Raw genomic sequence first — 24,402 nt, 5'->3', positions numbered from 1 at the left:
GTTAAATGCGCGTTTGGCGGCGAAGCCGCTTCATAGCTTGGCCACGGGGGCTGCCGGACGCTTCAAGAATCCCTGACGCGCCGACGCCTCGCGTAAAGAATCGTATCCGCTCAAGTGCGGCTCCACCCAGCGGCGTAGTCCTTCGGCATCGAGCACCGCGCGGTGGCTCGGATTGTCGTAGTTCATCCCCGATAGAGCTTCGGCAAACCGTCGCTCCAAATCCGGGTCGAAGTCGGGACGGGCCGTGAACATGCAGTGATTGTAAGGTGGGGACGACCAGATCTCGATCAGCGCACCTTCCGGCACCAAGCGTTCGCTACGCACCGACTTCCAGAACGGACTGCCGATGGCGCCGGCATCGGCGCGACCGTCCAGGACCGCGCGGACGACGTCGGCTTCGCTCGTGCCGGTGTCCCCATGCTTGCCCACGTCGCTGTCGAAGCGCAGCACGCGGTAGTCTCGCCCCTCGGCCAAGCCTTCGCGCCCGAGAAAATGGACCGGAAGGATTGCGGCATGGCCGCTATCGCGGCTGCCGAGCGCCAACGTTCGATCCCTGAGGTCGGCAAGCCCCCTGACCGGACCCCCGTTGACGGCGACGATCTTGGTCATCCAGCCGAGATCCGTGTCGCGCATGGCGATTGGGCGGCAACGACGGTCGCTCCATGCCTCGGCCTGCAAATATGCGAGGTTCGTATTCCACGCAATGTCGATGCGCGGCGCGTTGTCGTCGCGGCCCGCAAGGAGGGCGCTCACCTGCGCTTCGTAGCTCTGGAACAACACGACCTCGACCGGCAAGTGCGCCTCCTCGTGAAAATAGCGCCGCATGCCTTCCCAGATCGTGACGACCTTCGGATCGTATGCGACCGCACCCACCCAAATTGTTTGGCCCATGATCGCCTTCCCGGTAAATTGCGCTGCGATCGAAACGAATTCTTCGATCGATGAAGCGTTCGGCCTCGCCCGGCCCGCTCATGCTGGGGCGTTCACGGTCAGAAGAGCGGCATCCCCAGGATCGCCCGCGCAATGAACTCGCGCAGGACGTCGCCCGTCGGCGCCATGACCGCACCCGCGTGCGCATCGCGGAACAGCCGCTCGATATTAGTGCGCTTTGAAAATGCGGCACCGCCGCATGCCCGCATCGCCGCCGATGTGACGTCGATCGCGATGTCGCCTGCTGCAGCTTTGGTTTCGAGCACGCGCAGGAGCGTCGTATCTCGCGGCCGCTCCAGATGATCGATCAGATCGTCGACCCGAGCGGACAGGCCATCGGTCTCAATCTGCATGGTGGCAAGTTGTGCGCGGAGTGTCGGCAGGCTCTCGCCGAGGCTTTGGCCTAAATGCTCGAATTTGGCGGCCTTGAGATGCTCTGCGGTCCCTGCGACCGTGGCGCGGCAGAGGCCCAAAGCCACGGCCGCCGTCCCCAGATTGAATTGAGGAAGAACCACCTCCATCATCGCTTGGAATCCAGCACCGTCGTCGGTGAGCTGCAACTCGGCCGGGACATCGCAGTTCTCGAGCGACATCGGGGCCGATGCGTTGGCCCGCAGTCCTAAGCCGTCCCAAGGCCCCGCCACCGAGATACCGGGCGCGTCCGCCGGAACGAGATAGAGGGTCGAATCGGTCGGACCCTTTCCTTCCGGCGCAAGCGAGGAGACGACGTAGCTCTGCGCATGGCCGGCACTCGTCACCCACGATTTCTTCGCCGTAATGCGCACGCCCGCCCCGTTTCGGCGCGCGCGCGAGACGGGCGCCCAGAAGTGACTTCGCGAGCCGGCCTCGCTGAACGCGAGTGTCGTCAGGTGACGACCGGCCGCGATATCCCTCAATATCGGCGCAACCGCAGCACCTGGCCGGGCGGCGGCGATCGTTGCAGCGGCCCGCACGTGCATGAGATAGACCATCGCCACCGATGCGTCCGCCTCCGCAAGGGTTGCGGTCACAGAGGCGAATGTCCGCGGGCCAAGGCCGGCACCGCCGAACTCGGTCGGCAGCATGAGTCCGAGAAGGCCGGCACGCCCAAGTGCGTCCACGGCCTCCGGCGAGAACCGGCCCTCTTTGTCGTTTTGCCTGGCGGCCGGAATCAAGACGCCACTGGCGATCTCTTTGGCATTCGAAAGTGCCGTCTCATGATTCATGACATCCCCGCGATCTACGTAAATGTCGTGGCAGTCGGTGTTTTGGGGTCGGCACCCGAGTCTTTGTCCGCGGTTTCGACGCGACCGCTTTGATTCTCGATGCTATGCGGCCTTGGTTTTCCGATCAATAGGACGGTGCCGCCGCGATCCCGCCCGCCTTTCCCGCCAAAAAACGGACTGCCTGGGATGTATCCAAGCACGCGTTTCGTGACGGAAATCTGACATTATGCGGCCCATCGGAGTCGTGCCACATTTCGGGTCGATGGTGCTATAATTCGCAGCTCGTCCAGCCAGGGAGGGTCACCCATGCCACAGGCTGATTGGCGCCTTGAAGGCGAGTGGATCAAGAACTGCAATTGTGCGTTCGGCTGCCCCTGCGACTTTAACGCCCGCCCGACCCATGGATCGTGCAAGGGCCTCGTCGGTATGCGAATCGTCAAAGGTCATTTCGCCAGCACCAAGCTCGACGGGCTGGTCTTCGCGGCAACCGTGGATTTTCCTGGGGCGCTGCATGAAGGCAACGGCACGATGCAGGCGATCGTCGATGAGCGAGCGACACCCGAACAGCGCGAGGCCCTCTTCAACATCCTGTCGGGCAAGCATTCGGCCGAGGGTACGATATTCCACATTTTCAGCCTGATCGTAAGCAAGATGCCCGATCCGATTTTTACGCGGATCGATTTCTCTTTCGACAAAAACGGGCGCGTCGCGCGACTTGTCGCGAAAGGGGTTCTGGAGACGGACGTCGAGCCGATCAAGAATCCAGTTACGGGTGCGCCCCATCGCATCCAGATTGCCATGCCCGAAGGCTTTGAACATCGGCAAGCCGAAATCGCTTCTGCGAATATCAAGTCGACGGGCGCCATCAAATTCGAAACGAAAGGCACGCACAGCTCGCTTGCTTACGTAGTCCAAACACCGGGCGGCGTCGCGGCGTGAGCCGCGAGCCGCTCCCCCCATGACCGACGGCTTGATCGAAGCAACGCTCAAGCGCGACCGGCGCATCGTGATTGCCGCGACGATTGTACTCGTTGCTCTCTCCTGGATGTATGTGCTGCTCGGCTCGGGAACGGGCATGAGCCCCATTGCGATGACGGCGACGACGTTTCCACCTTTCGTCGGCCGATCGATCGGAATGTTCGCGCACGAGACTTGGAGCATGACGTACTGGCTCATCATGCTGTTCATGTGGTGGATCATGATGATTGCCATGATGACACCGAGTGCGGCACCGATGGTCCTGTTGCATGCAGCCGTGGCGCGGCGAAGCAGCGTGGGTGCTGGCGGCCGAAGCCCGGTAATGACGACCGTTGCTTTTGTGGCGGGTTATCTGTCGATCTGGTTTCTCTTCTCGGTGCTGGCGACGGGGTTCGAATGGTCGCTGGAGTGCCTTGCTCTCGTCTCTCCCATGTTCATGTGGAGCGAGAGCGCAAGATTGACGGGGGTCATCCTTATCCTCGCAGGGGCTTACCAGTTAACGCCCTTCAAATCGGCGTGCCTCGAGGGTTGCCGATCGCCAATCGATTTTCTGTCGCGCCATTGGTCGACCGGCGTGGGCGGCACTTTTCGCATGGGGCTATGGCACGGGGCCTATTGTGTCGGTTGCTGCTGGGCTTTGATGCTGCTCCTTTTTGCAGGCGGCGTCATGAACCTGATATGGATCGCAGGGCTCTCGATCATCGTCATTATCGAAAAGAGTGCGCCCTTTGGGCGCGGGTTTGGGTGGGCGATCGGCGGCGTGCTCCTCATGGCGGGCATTGTTCTCGTCGCGTGGCCTGAATGGTCATTGCAGATTTAAGCGGGCCTGAGTCGCGCGACCGTAGCTCGTTCCGGTTATCTCCGGATGACGAAACACGAGAGGGCACAGGCCGGTTGCAGTTCGACGATTGAGCGGACCCGGCCATCCATCGACATCGATATGAATCCGATTGCGGCTGTTCGCCCGGAATCGGTTTGGCGGCAAATGCGGGTTCATATATGATCGACCGTGCCATGTTCGAGCGATTTGCGGATCGCCGAATGGTAAATGGACAAGCGGATGGCGCCACGCAAGCGAGCCAAGGGTCACGTTCCGCCCGAGGAGAGAACCATGTCCGTGGAATACCTCCTGGTGCTTTACAAGGACGATCGCGGCGTGCTTGCCGATGGCCAGAAGGTCGGTGTCACGAACCACACGTTGATGCTCCCGGCCAACGAGTACGAAATCGCGCTTGAGGGGAATGGCAATGTTCCGCCGAGTCAGGATGTGGTGCTGGCCGGCACCTCGATCGTGCGGCCGAAAGTCGTCACCTTCGACTGAGGTTGTTCGCGCGCATTGGGGTGTTGGGATATTCGCAGCGCTCTTGACGCTGAACGCCTGCGAAACCATCCCGGACTATCCGAACCAACCGCTCGGCGCGGGGAACTACAATCACGAAGCAGTCCTTCCGAAGCCGACGAGCCCTGAAGAGCCCGTCATTCTCCTCGCCTTCTCCGGGGGCGGTTCCCGGGCGGCGGCCCTGGCACTCGCGGTGCTCGACGAACTGCGGGTCTATTCCTTCGACGAAAACGGCCAGCGCTCGCGGCTCGTCGACCACATCAAAGTCATCTCCTCGGTGTCGGGCGGCAGTGTCACGTCCGCTTGGTTCGGCCTTGTCGGACCTGACGGAATGGATGCGCTCAAGGACGATTTTCTCCTAAAGGACAACATGGCCACTCTCGAATGGACGGCGGCCGACCCCATTACCTGGGTTCGCCTGACATTCAGCAACTACACGCGCATCGACGCTTTGCGCGACCTGCTGGACGAGAGGCTATTTCACGGAAAGCGCTTTGCGGATTTCGCCCGGCCCGGCGCCCCGCTCGTGATCCTGAATGCGACCGACATGGCCTCCGGCGAGGTCTTCGCCTTCACCACGCAGCATTTCAACGACATCTGCTCGGACCTTGGCGCACTCCCGATCTCGGTGGGCGTAGCGGCCTCGGCGGCGTTTCCGGTCGCACTTTCCCCAATGAGCCTCAAGGTCTATAGCGGCCCGAACTGCGTTGGCGCCATCCCGGACGATAGTTGGATCAAGTCAGACCTTACCCTCGTCGGACCGCGGTATCTCAATATCGAAGAATTCAAACAGGCGCGCTATTCCAATGCGCTGCGGCATGGACCCGACGCTTTTCGCCCCATCGATTACCTGCACCTCCTGGACGGCGGTTTGGTGGACAATCAGGGAGTCCACTCGCTCATGGACGTTGTGATTTCGCCGCACGGTCCGATCGGTCTCCTCGATGCCATCAATACGGGCCGCGTGAAGCGCGTCGTCATCATTGCGATCAACGCGCGCGCTGACGCCGACAACGGTGTCGGCAGGCAAGCCTCCGTACCGAGTATCATCGAAGAGGTGAGCACGGTCACCGGCGCGCCAATCGATGCGACAACCGCATACGCGAATGCAAGCCTGAAACTTCTCGCCGACACGCTGATCCAGGCGGGTCAGGACGCCAAGAATGCACCAGGTCATCCGAAATTCGCCGGCCTCACGGTCTATCCTATATCCATCGACTTCGATCAATTTCGCGACAATCAGACGGCGCTCCGCGATCGAGTGAAGGCAATCGGCACGAGCTGGAACTTGTCCGCATCCGAATTGAACGACACAATGGAAGCTGGACGCATTCTGCTCGACCAGCATCCGTGCTTTCAGCGCCTGCTCTACGATCTGAAGAGCAACGCCACGATCGTGGATCCGAACACGATGCAGCTTTGCCCGGAGGGAGCGCCGGCCAATCAGTGATGAAGGGGGAGGTTCGATGAGCCGAGTGCCCATGGGGCTTAGCTGCGCTCGCGCTCCCGCCACTTCCCACGAATGGACTCCGCGACCCTGTCCGCAAGCGCCATGATGGTGAGGTAGGGGTTGACACCGGAAGAGCCGGGAAAGAGGCTGCCGTCAGCCACGTAGAGCCAGTCGAGGCCGTGAACCTTTCCCCACACATCGGTGACCGACGTTGCGGCGTTGTCGCCCATCCGGCATCCGCCCATCGGGTGAGCGCTTGCGACGGAGATTTTCCCCAATTTCATGTAAGCGCGACTGATGAGCGAGTCGATCTGCCCTGCGCTTTCGCGCTCTATCACAAAGCGATTCGACGCGGGCGCGTGCACGCGTTCGGCACCGGCCGCGAAGAAAATTCGCGTGGCTGCCTTTTGCGAGCTTACGAAGGCGTCGAGCACTTCGTCCGCGATTTCGTAGTGGAATACCGGATCGCCCGCTTCATTGGCGGAAATATGGTTTTCTTCGGCTGCGGGGTCCGAGACCAGGACGAGGATCATCTGAAGGCGACGGAAATCGGACATCATCGCGCTATGCTGTGCGCCGAATCCGGTCAGGCTTTTGGCGGTCGTAAACGGGAAATACATGCAGGTCTCGAGGATGAAATTGTCCGTCGCCTCGAACTGATCGGAATAATAAGTCTTGGGAAAGCCGTAGTAGTTCGTGATCGGCCGATTATGCTGCGCTACGAGCGTGAGGGCCGGATGGCACGTGACGTATCGGCCAAGGGCCGGCAGCGCCACCGGCAGTTGTGAGCGCAAGAGCAACGCCGAGCTGTGCATGGCGCCTGCCGCGATGACGACGATCTTTGCGCCCACTTCGTAGCGGCCGGCGGGCCATGGCGATGGCTCGCCGTAAGGCGAGGGTGTTACCTCGGCGACAAGGATGCGATCGCGGATCCATTCCACCCGGCAATTAGTGACCACTTCCACGCCGAGCGCTTCGGCGTGCGGCAGTTGCACGCGGTTGGTACCCTGTTTGGCCTGGTTCGGGCAGCCCATGTTGCACATGCCCGATCCGCGGCAACCGCGGAGATTGACCGGGAATTTCTTGACCGCGAATCCGAGGCTGTCGCAGCCTTGCTTGAAGAGTCCGTTGTTCTCGTTGATGTCCTCGTCGGGAAGTTCGTGCACGTTGTTCTCGCGCTTGAACTTTTCCATACGCGGCGTGAGATCGTCGAGCGTGATGCCGGGCACATTCCATCGATCGATCGAGCGTTGCGGAATCTCAATCGACGTTCCCGTGTAGGCGACGGTCGACCCGCCATAGGCGCGCACGCAAGCGACCGTAAGCGTGCGCGCCTTGTTCTGGATGGCGCCGGAATCGAAGAAAATCTTTTCCGCCATCTCGACCTCTCGGCCGGTGAACTCGTCATCCCTGAACCTCGGCCCCCACTCGAGGACGGCGATCCGCACGCCTTCCGCGCATAGGGGGGCGAGCTCGGATGCGACGGTTCCGCCACCGGCACCGGATCCCACGATCACGATGTCGTATTCCCGCAATGGCATTTATTGAGCCCTCTGTCTGAACAAGGCTTCGAGCTTGCTGTTGCCGTCGGTCTTGGAAGGCAGATATTGAATGCGGCGTTCGACGCTCTCTTGGCCGTAATAGCCGAGGTAGATAAGTGTTTTCACGCCCCAAATGCCGGCCCGCACGACGGTGAGGGGCGCGTTCTCGAAGAATTCGAGGACTGCATCCTGCCACTTCGGCGGCAGACGCTCCAATCGATGGAGCGTGAACGGCACCGTAACCCACTGCAGAACGAAGAGCAGGAACTTGAAAAGCAGACGCGATGTCGATGTCTGCAATGCGAGAGCATGGTCGACGCTCGAAACGAGGCCGTTTTTCACCTCGTCCTCGGCGTCCTTCACCTCCGGCACGATTCGAGAAGCAAGGGACAGCAGAAAGCGGGCCTGTGCTGGACCGAGGACGACGTTCTGCCCGACTTGATTTTTATCGGTGCTCATCTCAAGCACTCCCATGCCAGCGCTGTTGGTGTTGGCGCTGGGTATCCGTGTATCCGCCTTTGAATAACGTGTCGTAGTAATCCAAATCGAGGTGATGCGCCTGTAGCCAAACGCCTGGCGCGAACATCGCGTCGCAGTGCGCGGGGAAACGGCCGTGGGTCTTATAAATATACGTGCAGATATCCTTTACGCACGCGATGACGTCGTCCTGATAATGGGGGACTTCCGACAGATAGCGCTCGCCGCGATTGCCCTTGAAAATGGACCTGAAATACGCCGCGTCGTTATAGGTTCCACCCGGGCCGTATTTTGAGTCGATCACGGCCTGCACGGCGTCCGCCATGGACTCATAGTAGGGCGGGCACATCCCGACGATATGCGGATCGAGGCCCACGGGGTGGGATCGGGCCGAGCGAACGAATGTCCCCCAACGGAGGAAATCGAAGAGACGATAAGGTGGCGTGACGATCTTGAACCCAAGCGCGGGGAAGAGCTCGATGGGCGCCACGGACGCGTGAATCCATCCCCCAAGGCCCATCGCCTGAAGCATCAAGATCAAGTTCTGCAGCAACAGCTCCGCTTCGATCTGGGTCCGCATCGTGCCAAGGACTCCCAGGGGGAGCTTGATGTCCTTGTTTAGGAAGCCACGTCGAATCCATTTCCACACGCCGGCCGGGAGGTAGAAGTTACGGTCGTCGAGTATCAGGGGCCGAAAGCCGTCCGGCTCGGTCAGCAGATACATGAGCGCGTTGATGTATTGGCGCGTCATGTCCACGACCGGAAACAGGATTGTCGATCCCGGCAGATTGGAAAGGAAACGGTTCGAATCGAGATAATAGGGAAACTCGCGCGGGAACTCAGGGCGCTTGTCGAATATCTTGACCTTGCACGCGCGCGCGCGATTGATCAGCAATTCCGGCGTTAGCGGGGCTGTGGGGTCGAACGTGTCGAGGCGCTTCAGAAAATACGTGCCCGTGTCGTTGAACAGGAAAAAGTGCGTGGCCTGCGCGTTGTCGGTGCTGCCGGCAGCGCGGCCGGGCATGTTGAGGTTGGGTGTTCCGAGAATCTTCTCGCCCGTGGGCGATTCGAACGGCCGGTCCGGCATCGTGAGGCCGGTCAATCCGATCGCGGCGATCAGAACCGCTTCCTCCAGCTCACTCAGCGGCTGAGGGTCGGCGTTGGACGTGTAAGTGTTTTCGCCCGCACCGACCGTCTTGAGCCCGAGGCCGATGCGGCGGGATCTGCGCTTGAGGAGAGCCTCGAGGAGAGGGTATCTCGCCATCTCGTCGAACCCGTGAGGCGCGTCGGACATGATTGGTCCCCCTCTCGTGTAATCGCTGCAACGGAGTCCCGTCGTCGCAATCAGAGGTCAGCGGCCATCATCCGCGGAATCGAGCGGCCCATCCGTCGAAATGAGCGGGAAAGCCGTGATCGAATCCGCGGCAATGTCTCCTTGCCATGACCCTCTTCTACAGTTCCGACCCGGATCGAATGGACATTTCGCCTGCTGCGCCGTGGAGCGCCTAAATCCTCGTCCGGCTGTTTTCGCAACGCGTGCGGCGCACCTCGATCGTAAAAATCTGCCGACGTGCTGCGGCCGACGTCAGCCGCCCCGCAATTTGCCCGCAATGGCCTCCTCGATCGCCGCCAACAATCCTGCGGGGTTCGGGCTGTAATGTGGAAGTGCCAGCCGCGTGATCGAAGCGTCGATCACGGTGGGCTTGCCGGATGCGAGCGCCTCGCGGAACGCCGCTTCGAACTCTGCCACGGATTTCACGAGGTAGCCCTGAGCCCCGCACGCTCTTGCATAGGCAACGTAGTCGGGGTTTGCGAACTCGACGAGCCCGGACTCGCCGTAGGTCTCGAGTTGATAGAGCTTGATGAGCTTGAATTCCCCATCGTTGAAGATGATCCAGATCGCGGGGATGTTGTATTGGACCGCGGTCATCAGCTCAAAGCCGGAAAGAAGATAGCCGCCGTCCCCGCATCCGACGACGACGGGCCGCTCGGGGTGCGCGAGTTTCGCCCCCAAGGCCCCGTTCACCGCCCAGGCCATCGGGCCGAAGCTTCCGGCTTTGCGGTAATGCTGTCCGGGCGAGAGCTGAAGGTAGTAACCGAGCCATGCCAAGTGCGCGCCCGCATCGGCTAGGACAATGCTGTCATCAGGCAGCAGGCGCGAGAGACACTGGGCCATTTGGCCGGGATGAATGTGATTCGGTTCCAGGTTAACGATTGATGCCGAAATATGTCGGTCTTTTTCGAATTGCACCGGTGCGACAGGATCGACCGAGATCGAAAGGGTGCTGGTGATCTGCTCGACCGCGGGCTTGGCATCGGAGGCCACGGGGCATTCCGCCCGATAAACCTTGCCGATCTCATGAGGATCGATGTTGACGTGAACGAGTGTCTTGCCCTTGAGCAGGTCCGGGAGAAAATTGAAGGTGTCATGCTGCGCGAAGGAATTTCCGACGGCGATGACGAGATCCGCTTCGACGAGTGTCTTGCCGGCCGTTGCGTGGCCGCTATCGGCGAGAATGCCGACCGCCAACGGGTGATCCTCGGGCAATATGCCCTTGGCGTCGTGCGTGGTCGCGAACGGAATCTGGTACCGCTCGACCAGGGTCCGCAACGCGGGACCAGCCCCGCTTCTGACCGCACCGTAGCCGATCAGAGTAACGATCCGCTTCCCCTTTCGAAGGGCATCGGCGATAGCACCCGCGGCGGCATCGATCTCAGCGGAGTCGGGAAGAACCGGTCGCACGTTGAGCCGAATATCGCGATAGTTGTCGACCGAAACCCCCCGATGGGTCAGGTTTTCGGGGACATGGATGTGCACCGGTCCCGGTCGCCCCTCGAAAGCCAGATTGACCGCTTCTTCCAGGACGTCGCATGTCTGGGCGGGGTCCTCCAAAAGGTAGGAACGCTTCGTGGTTGCACCGAACATGGCCTGGGAATTTGGTGTGCGGCTGAGACCCGAGGTTTCATTCAAAGCACCCATGCCGCGCCATTCGAGCGAGGCGTAGCCGGAAATGGCCAGAACCGGATAGGAATCGGACATCGCGACGGCGAGCCCGGAGAACAGGTTGAACGCCCCTGGCCCCGCGGTCGCGAAGCAGACACCGAGCCGATTTGAAAAGATGGCGTAGCCGCACGCCATGAACGAGGCTGCCTGCTCGTGCCGCACGATCACCGGCTTGATCTTTGTGGCGTGTTTCAACGCCAGCATCAGCGAGGCGGCATTTTCGCCCGCACCGCCGAATGCAGCATCGACCCCAATTCCCTCTAACGCTTTGACGATCGCTTCATAGACCCGCATCGGTCGGCCCTTTCGGCCGAAGCCCCTCAACTCGGCGCTCGTGTGGTGGATTTGAAGTTCCTGTCATTTTGGTGGCATCCGCGATTAGGAACTTCAAATCCGAATACCACACTAAATACAACATATTAATAGCGTGGCTTTGTATTCGGAATTCGCTCCCGGTCCCGCACCCGCATGTGGCGAATTTCGGATTCGCCACACTCGTCGCGCCGTTTGCCGGCAGCGAGTTCCAATCTGTCTCGTTCCAAGTCGCTCAATGGACTGCGGCACCGATTGAACGACGCGAAAGGGGCAGTATGAAGAGATATCGAACCCCGAAATCTCAGCATATTATGGGTGAGCCGTTCAAGCGACGAATTGGGGAAATGACGATGTGTGAGAAAAGACCCATCCGATTTTGGGCTCGGTCCGGGGATGTCAAAACTGTATTCTGCAGGGCCCCAGAGACGCCTCTCTGCCTACGTGGGCGCCCAAATCGAGCTTGTTATACGCGAGGTGAAAGATTTGGGCAAAGTCGTGGGAATTGAATGACTTCAGGGCTGCCGCCCTGCATGCTATGATGCCGATTGCAAACGACGGTACGGGACGGCACGAGACGCCGAAGTTTTGTCATGGAGCATTGCGTGCGGGAAGGCGTTCGGGGTGTAACGAAGGCACGTCGGTGGGACGCACTTTTACTTTCGATTGTGTTCTACGTGGTCATGGCGGCCCCGATCGTACTTTCCGCCGACACGGTTACGGTAAGCCAGCGAGACCGCACGTTTTTTCCGGATAGCCTTCAGCTTGCGCCTGGTTCGGTCGTTCACATCGTGAACGACGATAAGGTTACCCACCACATCTACGTCGATTCCCCCGAGATGAAGTTCGACTCCGGCGAACAGCCCGTCGGAACGACGGTCGATCTGCGCTTCGATAAGCCCGGCACCTTCGACGTGCAATGCGCCATTCATCCGACCATGCATCTCCAAGTGACGGTCAAATGACGTTCAGCGCGGCAGGGTAGATACCGAGAAGGTCGTCGGCTCCTCCGTCAATGTTCCAAGGAACGCGACAAGATCGGCCTTCTCTTGGTCGGTCAGCCCGAGCGGCTTGATCAGTTCCGATCGGCTCGGCCGATCGACGCCGCCGCGATCGTAAAGATCGATAACCGCCTCGAGAGTCTGAATTGAACCGTCGTGCATGTAGGTTGCGCGACGCGCCACGTCTCGCAGTGTCGGGACCTTGAAAGCATGGCGCAATTTCACTGAGTTCGGGAACAGCCGTGCGCGCCCGATATCGTCCCCGTGGGCTGTCCCGATATCGTAGAAAGCGCCATCGGTGAAATTCCATCCGCTGTGGCACTCTGCACAGCCTGCCTTCCCGTTAAAGATGTCGAATCCGCGCTTCGCCGAATTGTCGATGGCGCGCTCGTCGCCATCGATCCACCGATCGAATGGCGACTGCCCGGAGACGATAGTGCGCTCGAACGTCGCAAGCGCTAATTCGATGTTGTGCCGCGTTATGGCGCCGTCGGGAAAGGCCTTGTCGAAGGCTTGGCGATAGTTCGGGATCGCCGAGAGTGCTGCGATCAAATCCTCTTCCTTGCGATTCATCATGGCGGGTGAAGTAATCGGGGCGAAGGCAACCGACTCCAAATTCGGGAACTTGCCGTCCCAACCCAAAATTCGGATCCAGGCAACGTTAAGAAGGGTCGGCGCGCGCCTCGGAAGCGGTTGTTGATTTTCGCCGATTGCTCGCGGCAACCCGTCTCCCCATGAGAGTCCGGGGTTGTGGCAACTAGCACAGGTGCGTGCACCCGAGCCCGAAAGGATCGGATCGAAGAAGAGCATGCGGCCGAGGTCCGCTTTCGCAAGCGAGTATTGGTCGTCGATGGGGAAGGGGATGTCCTCGGGGCGACGGAATTTGCCTTTCCACGTCTCGCGCTGCGAAACCGAATCCACGGGCGCGGATAGGGTGGCGCTGAGCAGGCATACGCAAAGAACGGATGCGCACAGCCGCCAAAATCCTGCTCGGTCGATCAATGGCGCCGATTTTCGCGATCGGAACAGATCAACGTCGTCGCGAGGCTGGTTGAGCGAATGCGCAGAGAAGCTACCGCCACATCCTTTGCCTCGCGTGCGTGCAAACCGTCGAAAGCTCTCGGCCGCCGTTGCGAAATGTCGAAAAAGTCGAGCCATGCGCGAGTTGGACATCTTATTCATGCGACCTCACGCGCGACACTTCCCGCCGGCAAAGTGATGGTGACTGTCGTACCCACGCTGGGGGCGGTCTTGATCGCTAAAGTTCCGCCGTGAAGCTCCACAAGGTTCTGGGTTAGTGGCAAACCGAGGCCGGTGCCCTCGTAGCGACGAGTAATGGCGCCGTCGATCTGCCGAAACGGCTCCAGCGCGATCGCGACGTCTTCCGGCCTCATGCCAATTCCCGTATCGGACACACGAAGCGTAATCTCTCCGGTGCGAAGCGCTCGCGCCGATATGACTACGCGGCCGCCCGACGGCGTGAACTTCACAGCATTCGACAAGAGATTGAGGATGATTTGTTTCAGCCGCCGTTGATCCGCTTGCACGAGCGGCAGATCGGGCGGAATGTCACGGACGAAATCGAGGTTCGCCCCACGCGCCCGATCCGCAATGATGCGGTAGCAGGCCGCGACGACCTCCGCGATATTCACATTTTCTTTGTAGATCTCGAGGCAGCCCACCTCGATCTTGGAGAGATCGAGCACATCATTGATCAGACTCAAGAGATGATTGCCGGCGATATGAATGTCATTCGCATAGTCGCGGTATCTGGCGTCCACCGGCCCCATGACCGATTCGCGAATGACCTCCGCAAAGCCGATAATGGCGTTCAGGGGCGTGCGCAGCTCGTGGCTCATGTTGGCGAGAAACTCACTCTTGCTTCGGCTGGCGGCCTCGGCCTGATCCTTCGCAGCCTGAAGGAAAGTTTCACGCTCCTTGAGCACGGTGATGTCGCTCGCGATGACGACAAATCCGCCATCCGCGACGCTGCTGCGACTTACTCGGAGCCAGCGGCCGTCATGAAGTCGGACCTCGCCGACCGGCTGCATAAGGGTCACTTGGAGGACAGACGGTAACTGTGCGCCATGAACGAGGCCGTCGATGAGCTCGGGAAAAAATTTGGCAACCTGCGAATTCGATATGAGGATTCGGTTTTTGTCGTCGACAAGGATGACGCCCTCGGCGGAACTTTCGATGGCGTTTTCGAGCCGGATTTGCGCCGTGCGGCGCGCCGCGATCTCGCGCTCCATCATGCGGCGGATGTTGTCGCGCATCACCGCCATCGAGCCGAGTAGCCAGCCGAGCTCGTCTTCGCCGGCCGATACGATTTCGACATCGAGCTCGCCGTCCGCAATGCGGCTCGCTGCGTGTGATGCGGCGGCTATGGGATGCACCATGCGACGCGTGAGCAGAATGGCGACGATCGTGCTGAGCAAAAGCGCTCCCATCGTGGCGCCGACGCTTAGTCGGCGGTAGGTCGCGATGGATGAGAGCGCTCTCTCGCGGTCCTTAAAGCCGTCTTCGGCCGTCAATTCCACCAGGTTGTCCAGGTCGGCGATGAGGGCGGCGGCACGGTTGTCGAGAATCGTACGATTTGCGTCGTCGCCCGCATGCGACAGAAGGCGACGCCGGAGGGCGTCCCACTCGGAAATGCCGCTCGCAATGCCGCGCGCCAAGGTGGCCGCTCCGCCCGACATCGACCGCGCCTCTGCGACCGCCAGGTCCTCGTGCAACGATCGCGCGAGCCCGTCCATGCGGGCTGCGAGCGATTCCCGCTTCGTGGCGTCCTGCGCGTCTCGCCATTGAGAGAGCGCGAGCTGAAGCGCGGTGAAATTCGACATGGCCAATCGCGCGTAGCTGATCGCCATCAGCGGTTTGTCGTAGGTTTCGACGACAAGCCTTCCGGACTCGACAACGTTGCTGACCGCATAAAGGCCGAGGAAGCCCGTAATCGTGGCGAGCGCACAGAAAGCCAAGAAGATCTTGCCACGGATCGTAACCGCCATGGCGCAAAGCTTCCGAGCCGCTGCTGCTGGCATATCCCTCAGGCAGGTCGCGAGACCACCGGGCATACAGTCAATCTCCAATCGACCGCGCTTTGCCTTGTGTTACGCTGTTTTCGCTTAATTTCCGATTAATATTTCCCCACTTGTATTCTGTCATGGATTGTAAAATTAACTCCATTTTTCAGAGATTTGTTCGATATATTAAGTAATTCTGTGAAAATCCTCCTTAAGATCTGTTAACGAATATTTCCCGGCCCTGCCTGAGTTCGGATAGATTTCGGGTGACAATGGGGAAACGGCGAGAGGTCAAGCGAGCGAAGCCTCGACACGTGTCGGCTCATCCAAAGGGAAGCTCGGAAAGCGGTTCAACGCATGGAATCGCGACGTGAGCGATTCGCTTCGTCATGGGTCGACGAGCACGACGTGCTCTCGCCGGCTACAGAATCGTCTCCTCCATCTGCTTGCTCCAGCGGACGGAAGTCCGTCTTTCGGCTATCCTTGCGAGACGCGGCGCACCACGGTTTAGGCGATCAAGTCGAGGGGGATTGAGATGGGGATACGTGAGCTGGCTATGAGTATCCTTCTGGTCTTTGGCGTGATGCTAGCGGGCAATTCCGCTCACGCGCAAAGGTCAAACTACCAGTTCGAGACCGGGAACACTCTGCTCGAAAAATGCGAAAGCCGACAGGGGACCACGGGATATTATATCTGTCTTGGTTACCTTGTCGGTGTAGCCGATACGTTCGACGCCCTTAGGCCGACAACACGCTTCGATTATTGCCTGCGGGAAGGCGCTACGAATGCCCAATTACAACGGGTGGTCGTCAAGTATTTGAAAGAGCACCCCGAGGAACTCGATCTTTCGGCGGGGTGGCTCGTTGTACTTGCGCTCACGGACGCTTTTCACTGCTCACCCGAATGAGGGTCGCGCAAAGAGCTGAACGACCGCGGCTCTGGCCGAATCCCGGACAGCCTTACCGCGATTTGCGCCCGTGGAGATCCGCAGCCTCCCGAGCCAGCTTGTCTTTCAACGGCTCGGCCTTCATGAGCATCTTGCGCGCCCTTCGCTCCTCCCACTCGTCGCTGACGGCGCCGACGAGGAAAGCGGCCAGCACGTTGAGTGCCGCCCACGCGGGGCGATCGGCGCCGGCGGGTATGAACACGAGGCCGAACGCGAACATGAGAAGCCAGACGATGGCGATCAATCTGCTCATTAGCGTGTCTCAATTCTTGACGCGAGATCGTGACGCTTTTCCTAGTGTGGTGGATTTCGGATTCGCCACACTAGGCTGGCAGCCGTGTTTTCGGCTGTGCAATTACGTCGCAGGTAATTGAGTGAAAGGGCGGCCGATGATATGCAGGCGCTTCAGCGAGCGGCAAGTCGGCCCATCAAACAATTCCGACGACGGAACCGATCCTCTGAGGAGAGATTATCGATGAAACTTTTGTATCAAACTCACTCGCCCTTCGCGCGGAAGGTGCTGGTGATGGCGCACGAGGCAGGACTCGCCAACAAGATCGATGTAATCCATCACGAAACCAGTCCGGTCCGGCGGAACGAGGCCGTGTACGCCGTGAACCCGCTCGGACAAGTACCGATACTGGTCTGCGACGACGGGCTGGCGCTTTTCGATTCGACGGTGATCTGCTCATATCTCGACAGCCTGCATGCCGGCCCCCGGCTGATACCGGAGGAGGGGCGCAACCATTGGCTTGCCTTGCGGCTTGAGGCGCTCGCTAATGGCATGATCGAGGCCGGCAGCCTATATCGTTGGGAGATCGATCGACGGCCCGAGACGCTACGCTGGAGGGCGATGGCCGAGGCACAGGCGGGCAAGCTGCGGACTGCTTACGATTTCATTGAGCAAAAGGTTGCTTTGGACGGCCCGCTCGACATCGGCCAGATCGCACTTGCAACCGCGCTCGGTTGGCTCGAGTTCCGCCGGCTTCCCTGGCTCGCGGATAGCCATCCACGGCTGACGAACTGGTATCGTGCATTTGCGCGGCGGCCGTCGATGGTGGCAACTCCCATGCAAGGCGAAACCTTCGACTAGTGTGGTGGATTTGATGTTCCTGTTGTTTTGGTGGCATCCGCGTTTAGGAACTTCAAATCCGAATACCGCACGAAAGACAACCTCTTGTGAGTGCGCTGAGTTTGATCGTTCGTCCTCTTTAACGTCATGGCGCGGCCGGCCGAAGGCCGAGACCCGGGCATTCACGCCTTTCAACGCCCGAGCCTTGTTGAGTGGAGAGGCTCGATCGTGCAATTACCCATCCGGTAATAATTTGCAAGACTTCACCGAGGCAGACAAAATTCGGTCTGGAGACCTTGCCTGAAGGCCGTGAAAAAAGCCCCGCTGACCATGGGGGAAGGCGGGGCTAGTTTACCGTCGTCTCATCACTTGAGGGGACGTTTGACAGGCGACGGCAAATGACTTGCCTGCAACCCGAGTGCCAATGCGGCTACCCAAAAAGTACAGCCCCGCCGATTCGGGGCCAGGAGGGAAGCGGGTGGCACTGGACTGTGTCTCCTCGGGAAGATCGGCTTGGATGCGCTGCACCGCCGTCCACGAGGCCAAGCCGATGAGGAACGGGATCATGATGGCCCCGCCACGTAGAGCCAAGCCAAGGTGTAGATGATGATCAGGCAGAGCGTGGTGATGCCGAGGCTCGCCAGCGCAGTGTCAATCGTGGTCCGGCGCGAGACGTAATCGAGCCGCCATCGTTTCCGGCATGAATGACGTCCCGAACTCGCAAGGATACACGCAGGCAGCGTGGTGGAATCGCATACCCGCGAAAGCGTCGGTGCTGATGGTATCGATTTCAGTCGCCAGCAACTTACTGCTCGGATATGGTGAGCACCGAACCCGCACTTTTCTCCTGTGGATCATGTCGGTGGTTGTATCCATCGCGTTCTTCCTCATTGCCGACATTGACAATCCGCGCCTTGGTCTCATTCGTGTGCTGTCAAAACGTCTGATGGTGTTTGCGGATTCAATCAAGCCCCATTAGCGCCGGCCGTTTTGTCGGCCCGACGAAGCGTTATCGCGAGGTAATGCCTGCATGTGCGGTCGCTATAGCATCACAAGCGCACCCGAAGCGATGCGGCGGTTGTTCAAGTTCTCGAACGCTTTGCCAAACCTACGCCCACGCTACAACGTCGCTCCGACGCAAGACGTTCCGGTGGTTCGTGCTACTGAGGTCGGCCGCGAGCTTGTTGCATTGCGCTGGGGCCTCGTGCCGCATTGGTCGCCGGACCTGTCAATCGGCGCGAAGCTGATCAACGCACGGTCAGAGACGGTCGCCGAGAAACCTTCGTTCCGCGATTCCTTCAGGAAGCGCCGATGTCTCGTGGTCGCTGACGGGTATTACGAATGGCAGAAGGCCGAGGGCAAAAAGCTGCCCTGGCGCTACACACTCAACGATGGCGGATTGTTCGCCTTCGCGGGCCTGTGGGCTCGATGGGACAAAGCGCGGGACAAAGTGCCGGTCGAAACCTGCGCCATTCTCACAACAGAAGCGAATCAGCTCGCGCGGAAAATTCATGATCGGATGCCGGTGATCCTCGCACCTGACGATTACGCGGCGTGGCTCGGGGAAGATGCGCAGCGCGAACCGACGGACTTGCTCCGACCGTACCCGTCGGAGGCCATGCGGGCCTATCGCGTCGGCGCCGTGGTCAGCAATTCGAGGAACGACGTGCCCGAGTGCATAGAGCCCATTGCGGCCTGACAAAATTGGGCTCGTGCGAATCTTTGTGCTTTAGGCTGCCACGCCATGCGCAATCGGCCGCCATGCGCAAGACGATCTGAGGACTAAATGATTTTCGTGCCGTAGATAGCGGCGTGCGCTCCATAGTAAAGAACGACGATGCCGAGGAGTGCCGCGCAATAATAGGCTGGCGCCAGGATCGGCCGCCGCTCCACCTTCGGCTCGTCGTCAACCGCTATGGCCACCAGGATCGTGACGATCAAGAGATGGCCGATCGCATCCAATTTTCCGAATTCGAAGACCGCGCTGACGAACATTGCCGTCAGCGCGATCGCTGCGAGACGACGGACAAGCGGGGTCCATAACAGTGCGAAGGCCAGGCCGAATTCAACGACCCCCGCGGCAATCATATAGAAGACGTCATTGAAGCCCATCGCCAATGTCGGATGCGTCTGCAACAGCGGAAACGTCCATTGCGGATAGGCCCATTTCTCCACGGACGCCCAGATCAAGGTTATGGCGGCCCCCCATCGCGCATAGTCGATCGGCCGCCGGCCGAACAAGCTGCGCTGCAAACCGCTCAGGCCGAGATAAATCGCGGCTCCCAAAAAGATCGGGTAGTCCATCATGTGAAACGCGCCGTAGCTATAGACGCCGAAGGCGAACAGAAAAGCGATGCCGATTGCGGAAAAGATCATGGTGGCGCGCCAGAACATTCCCACGGCAATAGCGAATTGAAGCCAGGAAATCGCGACCACATCGGTTTTGAGCTCTGGCGTCAGAATGATATTTCCCAAAACCCACAGCCCTACGAAAAACACCGCGGTGCAAGCACGGAAAATTGCCTCCGTGCGCGGCTGCAAGACCCGTCCCAGGCGATCGATCGTTCTTAGCAAAAACGCGCCAACGACCGTTCTCTCGACATGGGATAACAGCCAGATCGTGACCAATGAGCATGCAATCAGCAGGAAAAACATGGGACAGCACATCTCCGCCAACTCTTTCGGCTGGGCGGCGACGTCATAAGCGGCAAACCATTTGACATGGGCCGCGGCGCGCAACGGATATACGGCGACTAAAAAACCTGCAGACAATGCGGTGGTTTTGGCGAGGCGCCGCAACCCGGGCGACTGCTCGTGCATGTTCCCCTGATTGTCTTATCCCCCAAGCGGCCGCCAATCTATACCGAAAACCCGCAAAGATGGTTAACGGAACGGAAATTTTCCGCAATTTTATTGCGAATATTTTTTGCTGTGGCAGACCGGCATCGGGTCGACCAGCCTGCCCGTGGCCGCGCACTCCATTCGGAATGTCCAACGTGAGGCGAATGCCGCGGGATTCGGGGCGTTCGCCACGGTTGGATCGTTCGCTCGCTAAGGGTGGCCATCTTGGCACGGCCCGGCGGCCGTCTAACCGATTCTTCATACTCTAACGGCATAACGGACGAGCCTTGTGCACAATCTGGGGGCAAAAGTGCTCGCTACGTTCGGTGCCGTCGGCATCATTTTGGGAACGCTCGCCGCGGCCGGCGCGCGCTTGGTTCCCGCGCGCAAGGCTCGCCTCGAGCGATCGGCCGGGCTCTTGATCGTCGCGGGCGTGGTATTTCTGGGCTTGGCATTTCCGATGGTGTAACCGGTCACTCCAAAGAAAATTACCGGTCCACCAGTTTAACCGTGCAAGACCAATTTCTGCACGCGCCAGTTCAAGAGCTCCGCGACATAGAGCACGTTTTTCGCTGGGCATGCCATTTCGTGAATCCAGCCGAATTGCTTGAGCTGCTTGCCTGACTCGCCAAGCACGCCGAGGAGTTTGCCGTCGAGCGTGAGCTTGTAGATGCGGCCCGGATATGCGTCCGAGCTGTAGAGCACTTGGTCCGGTCCGGGTGAAATGCAAATCGCCCAGGGAGAGCCGGGTGCGAAGGTCCCGCCGGCGATCGCGGCCTCGTCCGGGACGTTCCCGATCGCGGGCCGCGCGCCTGGCGGCACGGGCACGTCGATGGTGAACTGGCGCTGAAAATTGCCCTCGCCGTCGAAGACCTGAATACGCCGGTTGCCTCGATCGGCGACATAGACGAGGCCCTTGGCGTCGACCGCGATGCTGTGTGGCGTGTTGAATTGGCTTGGGCCGTTGCCGCGCTCGCCCCATGACTTAAGCCAATTTCCATCCTTGTCGACTTTGGCGACGCGGGAATTGATATAGCCGTCGCTGATGTAGGTGTTGCCGGCGGCGTCCCAGGCCACATCGGTCACTTGGCGGAAACGACCGGGCTCGGCCGGCAGCGGGGGGTTCGGATGCTTCAAGGGTCCGGTTTCCTCGGCCGACGCCTCCTGCTTGCGCCCGAACACCATTGCGACGCGACCGTCGGGCGTGAACTTGATCACCATGTCGGAACCCTTGTCCGTGACCCAGATGTTGTCGTGAGGATCGACCTTCACCGTGTGCGCGAACGACCACGCATAGAGGTTGTGACCGATCTCGCGGACGAACCGGCCGTCCGATGCGAATTCGAGGAGCTGGGTCGCCGCCGCACCGTACGCGGGACCCGTGGAATTCCCGCGCGAGAGTACGAAAACATGGCCCTTGGAATTAAGCGCCACGCCCGATACCTCGCCGAAATAAAGATTGCTAGGGAGCCGCAGCAGGTTGTGGACTGAGTCGTAGGCGATGGTCGGCAAGGCGTCGTCGGCCAAGCCGAAACCTGGCGACAGCGCCATTGCCGCGATCCCCCCACCGGCGGCAAGCATGAAGCGGCGTCGATTGAGGCTCGCGCAACAGGCGCAGGATCCCGAATGAAGCAGGCCCATTTCTTTCCCCCCTTGATCCGCGGGTGAGTTGTTTTCGAGCGGCGAAAGCCACTGCGACCCAAGTGCGACAGTGCCAATGGCCACGCCTTAGAACGCAAGGCGGCCGCCGTCACGCGCCCACCTCAATCTCAAGGGTGCCCCCTCAAGACAAATACAACCAGGGGTCAATTGCAAGCCCCTTGTGACGGCGCTACCTGCGCCGAGGGGGCACGGAGGCGACGGGTCGCTTCTTTACGAGCGAGCGACTATTCGAACTTAGCGAACCTGGGAGTCATGCGTGCTTGGAAGGGCCTCGGTTCTCGGAGTCGTAGTGGTACTTCGGTTGCCAGCCCGCAGCACCCTCGGGAATAAGATCGAAGATGTGCCAGACCGAGCAAAAATCGTCGCCAGGCCCGAACGAGGTATCCGACACGCGCACGATCTTGTCTCCGTCGCGCTTGAAAACCGAAACGCCCGGCCGTGCGCCGTCATCGGTACGGTAGCCCATGTCTTCGCCGAAGCTGCTTCCCTGGTACGACACCATGGGAAAGCGCCAGCCGCGGCTCACGGCGAATTTCCTCTGCTGATCCGGCGCATCCGGCGAGGCGACGACGAACGCGGCTCGGCTTTGCAAATGATCGTAAACCCCGTTGAAGCCGTCGGCCCAAAGTGTGCAGAAACGGCACCCCGCACCCATGTTGTGAATGACGATCAGGGTGTCTTGCCGGCCAAAGAGATCGGATAGCGAAACCGGTCCATCGGCGGCGGCCAACCGGTAGTTCTTCGTCACCTCCGGCTCGATCGCCGATTGGGCGTCACGCATTTTCTTGCGAATCTCGGCAATCTCCTCGCGATAACGCCCGACTTTTGCCATGCTATCTTTGTAATTCATCGTCCAGCTCCCATTGCGTTAAACAGTCGGCTGCTAGACCCTGGATTTAAGGCGGCGGGTGTTCCGCCTACGGCCTTTCCGCAATCTCGCTACCTTCTCCCGCTCGAGATCGTCGAGCGTGAGTGCGAGAAGATCGAATTGGTCTTTCCAGTATTTGCTGTAGCGATTGAGCCACACGGCCGCGTCATAGATCGGTCCGGTAACGAGACTGCATCGGCTGATCCGTCCCGTGCGCTCCTGCCGGACGAGCCCCGCGCGGACCAGCACCTGGATGTGGCGCGAAACCGCCTGCAGGGTGATTTCGAAATGGGCCGCGATCTCCGATACCAGCAAGTCGTGGCCATCGAGCTCGATCAGGATCCGGCGGCGAACCGGATCGGAAAGGGCGCCAAATGCCATGTCGAGCGCCTGTTCCTGGCGGTCGGCCTCCTGACCCAGCGTTACGGCGCGGAGCGTGAGAGCCTGTGCCATGTTCGGTCCATTGCCATGCAAGTCAATTTCTCAACAATATGGTTTATATTAAACCAATTTGTTGAGTGATTGTCAAGCCTGCGCGAACCTGTAGTCCGATTGACAGCGTGCCGTCAGTTTAGGGCACCGCGCACCTCACCTCAGGCGGCCCGAGCGCAAAAATTGGCCCGACAAATGCAGGAACTGGCCTGACAACCGCGAAATCTGGCGGAAATTGCGCAATATCCGTGCCACTTGCCGCATTGCTCGACGCGTTGCGGCCCGTTGGCGGGCGCGAGGGTCGCGTGTTAAGATAAGTCTTCCATGGTTTGTCGGGCGCCTACCATGCGAAAGACAGCGTGCATCGTCGTCGCTCTGGTCGTCATTCCTCTCGGCTCTTTGTCCGCGATGGAGGAAAGGTCGTATGGGCGAATTGGCCAATGGGAAGTCATCGCGTATTACAATGAAGTCGGTGTTTTCAGCCATTGCGCCTTGGGAATGGCTTCCCGCTCCAAACAAGAAAATCTGACGCTTACTCTGGGCGCCCAGGGTTATTTCGTCTTTCTGGACAATCCCGAGTGGGCGCTGCCGCTCGACGATCGGTATAGAGTACAGGCATCCATCGATCAGCAGATTTGGCAAAGTAGCGCGACCGTCTATTCCCCGACGGGTGTCTCGATGGCCTTTCCGTGGAACGTCGGATTCGGCGCTGCGTTTGCCAGCGGTTCCGACATGTCGGTCCGATTTTCGAACGGACGGAGCTGGACCGTTGCATTGAGAGGATCGAATGCCGCGATGCCGAGCTTCCTGAAGTGCCTGAACGAGAACAAGATCGACCGCAACCCCATGCGCGACGGGCCTGGAAACGGCGCGCAGAACTAGGCGAATTCCACACGCTGACATTCGTCGTGCACCGCTCGCGCGAGAAGCCGCGCACGGTTCGGATAAACCGCCGCCACCGCACATCGGACAAACGATAGACCCACCGGAATGTGCGTGCCGCCGGATAGAAATGCTATTGGCTCATCTGGGTCAAGGCGGCTTCAATCGGCGCGCTCGAAACGCGCATGAACCCCGTGTAAGGCTGATCGAGTTCCAGGATCAGAAAGATCGCACCCGCAACAGACAGCGCGCCAATCAATAACGCCGTAACGACGGTTCCGTTGAATCGTGTGAGAAGGCCGAAGCCGACGAAGAGAAGGACAAGCCATGACACGAGTACGATCAGAAACGGTAAGGCGATCGCGCTGCTTCGCTGCGAATACATCAGAAGGCGCGTGTGGTATATGCCCGTTGTGATCTGCAACGCTTCGCTCTTGAT

25 protein-coding genes are annotated in these 24,402 nt (G+C 59.8%); 11 read left to right on the top strand and 14 right to left on the bottom strand.

Annotation, left to right across the window (positions count from 1 at the left end; all coding sequences use genetic code 11):
• Positions 1–30: 30 nt before the first annotated feature.
• The gene (locus VEJ16_14015; GenBank protein HYB10780.1) at positions 31–891 is read right to left on the bottom strand and encodes a PhnD/SsuA/transferrin family substrate-binding protein; all 861 of its coding nucleotides are present in this window, start codon (positions 889–891) and stop codon (positions 31–33) included.
• 98 nt (positions 892–989) lie between these two features.
• A complete protein-coding gene (locus VEJ16_14010) occupies positions 990–2,135 on the bottom strand; it encodes an acyl-CoA dehydrogenase family protein (GenBank protein HYB10779.1) in 1,146 nt (381 codons plus the stop codon).
• Between the two features lie 306 nt (positions 2,136–2,441).
• Here VEJ16_14010 and VEJ16_14005 point away from each other — a divergent pair, with 306 nt between their 5' ends.
• From VEJ16_14005 to VEJ16_13990, 4 genes are all read left to right on the top strand, one after another.
• A complete protein-coding gene (locus VEJ16_14005) occupies positions 2,442–3,074 on the top strand; it encodes a DUF1326 domain-containing protein (protein ID HYB10778.1) in 633 nt (210 codons plus the stop codon).
• 19 nt (positions 3,075–3,093) lie between these two features.
• Positions 3,094–3,933 (top strand): DUF2182 domain-containing protein, encoded by an 840-nt coding sequence (locus tag VEJ16_14000; protein HYB10777.1) that lies wholly within the window; start codon positions 3,094–3,096, stop codon positions 3,931–3,933.
• A 291-nt stretch (positions 3,934–4,224) separates the two neighbouring features.
• Complete coding sequence (locus tag VEJ16_13995; protein ID HYB10776.1) at positions 4,225–4,434, top strand: hypothetical protein; 210 nt, start codon at positions 4,225–4,227, stop codon at positions 4,432–4,434.
• A gap of 43 nt (positions 4,435–4,477) precedes the next feature.
• A complete protein-coding gene (locus VEJ16_13990; protein HYB10775.1) occupies positions 4,478–5,902 on the top strand; it encodes a patatin-like phospholipase family protein in 1,425 nt (474 codons plus the stop codon).
• Positions 5,903–5,940: 38 nt separating this feature from the next.
• Here the strand turns inward: VEJ16_13990 and VEJ16_13985 are convergent, their stop codons facing one another.
• From VEJ16_13985 to VEJ16_13970, 4 genes are all read right to left on the bottom strand, one after another.
• Complete coding sequence (locus tag VEJ16_13985; protein ID HYB10774.1) at positions 5,941–7,443, bottom strand: GMC family oxidoreductase; 1,503 nt, start codon at positions 7,441–7,443, stop codon at positions 5,941–5,943.
• Positions 7,444–7,902 carry a hypothetical protein gene (locus VEJ16_13980; protein ID HYB10773.1) on the bottom strand — a complete coding sequence of 153 codons (459 nt, stop codon included), beginning with the start codon at positions 7,900–7,902 and terminating at the stop codon, positions 7,444–7,446. It abuts the gene before it with no gap.
• Between the two features lies 1 nt (position 7,903).
• Positions 7,904–9,214, bottom strand: coding sequence for a hypothetical protein (locus tag VEJ16_13975; protein HYB10772.1), 1,311 nt, complete (start codon positions 9,212–9,214; stop codon positions 7,904–7,906).
• Positions 9,215–9,505: 291 nt separating this feature from the next.
• Complete coding sequence (locus VEJ16_13970) at positions 9,506–11,218, bottom strand: thiamine pyrophosphate-binding protein (GenBank protein ID HYB10771.1); 1,713 nt, start codon at positions 11,216–11,218, stop codon at positions 9,506–9,508.
• A 623-nt stretch (positions 11,219–11,841) separates the two neighbouring features.
• On the opposite strand from VEJ16_13970, the gene VEJ16_13965 reads away from it, so the two are divergent.
• Positions 11,842–12,201, top strand: coding sequence for a plastocyanin/azurin family copper-binding protein (locus VEJ16_13965; GenBank protein ID HYB10770.1), 360 nt, complete (start codon positions 11,842–11,844; stop codon positions 12,199–12,201).
• A 3-nt stretch (positions 12,202–12,204) separates the two neighbouring features.
• Here VEJ16_13965 and VEJ16_13960 read toward each other — a convergent pair whose 3' ends face one another.
• Positions 12,205–13,158, bottom strand: coding sequence for a cytochrome c peroxidase (locus VEJ16_13960; GenBank protein HYB10769.1), 954 nt, complete (start codon positions 13,156–13,158; stop codon positions 12,205–12,207).
• Positions 13,159–13,415: 257 nt separating this feature from the next.
• Positions 13,416–15,245 (bottom strand): ATP-binding protein, encoded by a 1,830-nt coding sequence (locus VEJ16_13955; GenBank protein ID HYB10768.1) that lies wholly within the window; start codon positions 15,243–15,245, stop codon positions 13,416–13,418.
• 571 nt (positions 15,246–15,816) lie between these two features.
• Between VEJ16_13955 and VEJ16_13950 the strand changes: the two genes are divergently transcribed.
• A complete protein-coding gene (locus VEJ16_13950) occupies positions 15,817–16,167 on the top strand; it encodes a Rap1a/Tai family immunity protein (protein HYB10767.1) in 351 nt (116 codons plus the stop codon).
• Between the two features lie 52 nt (positions 16,168–16,219).
• Here VEJ16_13950 and VEJ16_13945 read toward each other — a convergent pair whose 3' ends face one another.
• Positions 16,220–16,459 (bottom strand): hypothetical protein, encoded by a 240-nt coding sequence (locus tag VEJ16_13945; GenBank protein HYB10766.1) that lies wholly within the window; start codon positions 16,457–16,459, stop codon positions 16,220–16,222.
• A 222-nt stretch (positions 16,460–16,681) separates the two neighbouring features.
• Between VEJ16_13945 and VEJ16_13940 the strand changes: the two genes are divergently transcribed.
• The 3 genes from VEJ16_13940 (at position 16,682) to VEJ16_13930 (ending at position 18,977) form a co-directional block, all read left to right on the top strand.
• Positions 16,682–17,299, top strand: coding sequence for a glutathione S-transferase (locus VEJ16_13940; protein HYB10765.1), 618 nt, complete (start codon positions 16,682–16,684; stop codon positions 17,297–17,299).
• A gap of 679 nt (positions 17,300–17,978) precedes the next feature.
• A complete protein-coding gene (locus VEJ16_13935) occupies positions 17,979–18,257 on the top strand; it encodes a hypothetical protein (protein ID HYB10764.1) in 279 nt (92 codons plus the stop codon).
• A 51-nt stretch (positions 18,258–18,308) separates the two neighbouring features.
• The gene (locus VEJ16_13930; GenBank protein ID HYB10763.1) at positions 18,309–18,977 is read left to right on the top strand and encodes an SOS response-associated peptidase; all 669 of its coding nucleotides are present in this window, start codon (positions 18,309–18,311) and stop codon (positions 18,975–18,977) included.
• An 83-nt stretch (positions 18,978–19,060) separates the two neighbouring features.
• On the opposite strand, the gene VEJ16_13925 is transcribed toward VEJ16_13930, so the two are convergent.
• On the bottom strand, positions 19,061–20,098 hold the full coding sequence (locus VEJ16_13925) for a hypothetical protein (GenBank protein HYB10762.1): 1,038 nt from the start codon (positions 20,096–20,098) through the stop codon (positions 19,061–19,063).
• 331 nt (positions 20,099–20,429) lie between these two features.
• Between VEJ16_13925 and VEJ16_13920 the strand changes: the two genes are divergently transcribed.
• Positions 20,430–20,588, top strand: coding sequence for a hypothetical protein (locus VEJ16_13920; GenBank protein ID HYB10761.1), 159 nt, complete (start codon positions 20,430–20,432; stop codon positions 20,586–20,588).
• A 35-nt stretch (positions 20,589–20,623) separates the two neighbouring features.
• Here VEJ16_13920 and VEJ16_13915 read toward each other — a convergent pair whose 3' ends face one another.
• The 3 genes from VEJ16_13915 to VEJ16_13905 all read right to left on the bottom strand — a co-directional run bounded on the left by VEJ16_13915 (position 20,624) and on the right by VEJ16_13905 (position 23,102).
• The gene (locus VEJ16_13915) at positions 20,624–21,670 is read right to left on the bottom strand and encodes a peptidyl-alpha-hydroxyglycine alpha-amidating lyase family protein (GenBank protein HYB10760.1); all 1,047 of its coding nucleotides are present in this window, start codon (positions 21,668–21,670) and stop codon (positions 20,624–20,626) included.
• A gap of 361 nt (positions 21,671–22,031) precedes the next feature.
• The gene (locus VEJ16_13910; protein ID HYB10759.1) at positions 22,032–22,631 is read right to left on the bottom strand and encodes a DUF899 family protein; all 600 of its coding nucleotides are present in this window, start codon (positions 22,629–22,631) and stop codon (positions 22,032–22,034) included.
• A gap of 33 nt (positions 22,632–22,664) precedes the next feature.
• Positions 22,665–23,102, bottom strand: coding sequence for a metalloregulator ArsR/SmtB family transcription factor (locus VEJ16_13905; GenBank protein HYB10758.1), 438 nt, complete (start codon positions 23,100–23,102; stop codon positions 22,665–22,667).
• Positions 23,103–23,426: 324 nt separating this feature from the next.
• Here VEJ16_13905 and VEJ16_13900 point away from each other — a divergent pair, with 324 nt between their 5' ends.
• A complete protein-coding gene (locus tag VEJ16_13900) occupies positions 23,427–23,963 on the top strand; it encodes a hypothetical protein (protein HYB10757.1) in 537 nt (178 codons plus the stop codon).
• Positions 23,964–24,096: 133 nt separating this feature from the next.
• On the opposite strand, the gene VEJ16_13895 is transcribed toward VEJ16_13900, so the two are convergent.
• On the bottom strand, positions 24,097–24,402 hold a 306-nt coding region (locus VEJ16_13895; protein HYB10756.1), incomplete at its 5' end, for a hypothetical protein.

This window comes from Alphaproteobacteria bacterium (assembly GCA_035625915.1).
Lineage (GTDB): Bacteria > Pseudomonadota > Alphaproteobacteria > JACZXZ01 > JACZXZ01 > DATDHA01.
The sequence above is the reverse complement of the archived record's forward strand: the minus strand, read 5'-3'. Positions and strand labels throughout refer to the sequence as shown.